The sequence below is a fragment of the Blautia sp. AF14-40 genome (assembly GCF_003479665.1).
Lineage (GTDB): Bacteria > Bacillota > Clostridia > Lachnospirales > Lachnospiraceae > Fusicatenibacter > Fusicatenibacter saccharivorans.
Genome location: NZ_QUHK01000091.1, coordinates 1 through 1,922 on the forward strand (window position 1 = coordinate 1; position 1,922 = coordinate 1,922).

General features: G+C 42.8%; 3 protein-coding genes. All 3 read left to right on the forward strand.

Annotated elements, in window-relative coordinates:
* Positions 1-402 precede the first annotated feature (402 nt).
* A complete protein-coding gene (tnpA, locus tag DWW13_RS18355) occupies positions 403-816 on the forward strand; it encodes an IS66 family insertion sequence element accessory protein TnpA (protein ID WP_173815580.1) in 414 nt (137 codons plus the stop codon).
* Positions 810-1,154, forward strand: a complete 345-nt coding sequence (tnpB, locus tag DWW13_RS18360) for an IS66 family insertion sequence element accessory protein TnpB (protein ID WP_118720812.1) — start codon at positions 810-812, stop codon at positions 1,152-1,154. Before tnpA ends, tnpB begins: the two co-directional genes overlap by 7 nt.
* A 150-nt stretch (positions 1,155-1,304) precedes the next feature.
* Positions 1,305-1,922 (forward strand): IS66 family transposase zinc-finger binding domain-containing protein (locus DWW13_RS18365; protein WP_199674890.1); only part of this gene is annotated, 618 nt, incomplete at its 3' end.

A 1,922-nucleotide genomic window follows, 5' to 3' on the forward strand; every position in this document is an offset into this window, starting at 1 on the left:
CGGTCTGCTATTTGTCAAGGTACTCGTATTCTACCGTTTACAAGGTGGCTATGTAAACAGTACCAGAGAACGCAAAAAAGCCGCCTACTCTTAAAATCAATAAGAATAAGCGGCTTTGTAATTTGCCTTAGACATATTCAATTTTCATTCTCTTGGTCGGTGCATTTATGACCTTAAAAATAAGCTCGTCAACACAATCCGTATATCTGCCTTGCTGTATGAGCTGATTTTTTAACTCTACAAGGCTATGTATCGTAAGTGCAAAATAATTCGACGGATTGTGTTGCCCTAAAAAATATCCCATAATAATCAATAGAGAATGCAAGCATTTTACTTCATCTTTTCTTGCTAGAAATGATAGGTGCGAGTATTTTACTCTATTCAAGTTATGGAGGTGTGCTCATGAGAAGCAAAAGAATACCTGCCGAAGAACAATACCGTCTCATCATGGAATGCCGTCAAAGTGGATTGACAGATCATCAATGGTGTGTGGAACATGATATCAAGCCAGGAACTTTTTACAACTGGGTAAAAAGACTGCGTCAGAAAGGTTGTGTGGATTTGCCGGCGTCAACTGGACGCACCTATCGCGCACCAGAAAGCCAGGAAGTTGTCAGAGTGGAGTTTCATGATACTGACCCGATTCCTTATGAACAGCCATTAAATGTAATTCCGGCAGCTACGGAAAGGAATAACTTTTCCGTAGCAGAGTCAATGAAGCTGTCTGTAGGCAGCTTTCATCTAACAATACCAAATGGAACAGATCCTCAGCTTCTGGCTCAAACGCTTCGAATTGTGAAGGAGCTGGAATGTTAGGGGATATCACAGCCGCCGATGAAATCTATATCGTAACAGGCAGAACGGATATGCGGAAATCCATTGACGGGCTGTGTGCTATTGTAGAGGATCAACTCCATATGGATCCAAGGCGAAGTGCCCTGTATCTTTTCTGTGGAAAACGTTGTGACAGGATCAAAGCTTTGCTCTGGAAATCTGACGGATTTGTGCTGCTGTATAAACGTATGGAAGTTCAGGGCAGGTTTCGCTGGCCCAGAAATCAGCTGGAAGTAAAACAATTGACCTGGCAGCAATTCGACTGGCTCATGTCCGAGCTTGAAATCGAACAACCCAAGGCATTCAAACCTACGGAATGATCGCATAAAACATCTATGCCAACCAACAGAAACGGAGGGGCTTCTCACCCTGTATCATGTCTGAAATCCCTTGTAAATGCTGGGTTTTCTGCTTCTTTTTCATTGCTTTTTATGGTATAATAAGAGCAGTGAAAAAGGAGCAGAAAACATATGACTGGCAATTCAAAAGATTCAAAAATCCTTGCGTACAAGGACATGATCAACCAACTGAATAAGACGATTTCCACACAGACAGAACTGATCCAGTCTTTACAAAAAACATTGGAAGCAGACCGGCTGGAAAAAGAAAACCTTCGTCAGCAGATTGAATATCTCACGAAGAAACTTTTTGGTACTTCCAGTGAAAAACGGAAAGATATCGATGGCCAGTTGAATCTTTTTGATGAAGCCGGGCAGGAAGCAGATCCGACATGGGAACAGGAACTTCCTGATGACATCACTGTTCCGGAACATAAGAGAAAAGCAAGACGGACACATGCTGATCTCTTTAAAAATGTTCCTTCCTGCGACGAGATCATTTCTCTTCCAGAGGAGGAGCGAAACTGTCCAACCTGCGGAACGCAGATGGAATGTATTGGGAAAGAATTCGTCCGCCATGAATTTCGTTTTACCCCTGCCAAGGGAAAAGTAGTAAATATCTATCGTGAAACCTATAAATGCCCGGAGTGTGCCATATCAGAGGAACATCCGGATGATCAGACATTTGTCAAAGCCCCTGTTCAGGAAGCATTGATCCCGGAAAGTTATGCATCGGAATCCGTTGTCGGA

Coding starts and splice junctions, on each gene's coding strand:
- tnpA (WP_173815580.1), top strand. CDS start 403: ATGAGAAGCAAAAGAATACCTGCCGAAGAACAATACCGTCTCATCATG.
- tnpB (WP_118720812.1), top strand. CDS start 810: ATGTTAGGGGATATCACAGCCGCCGATGAAATCTATATCGTAACAGGC.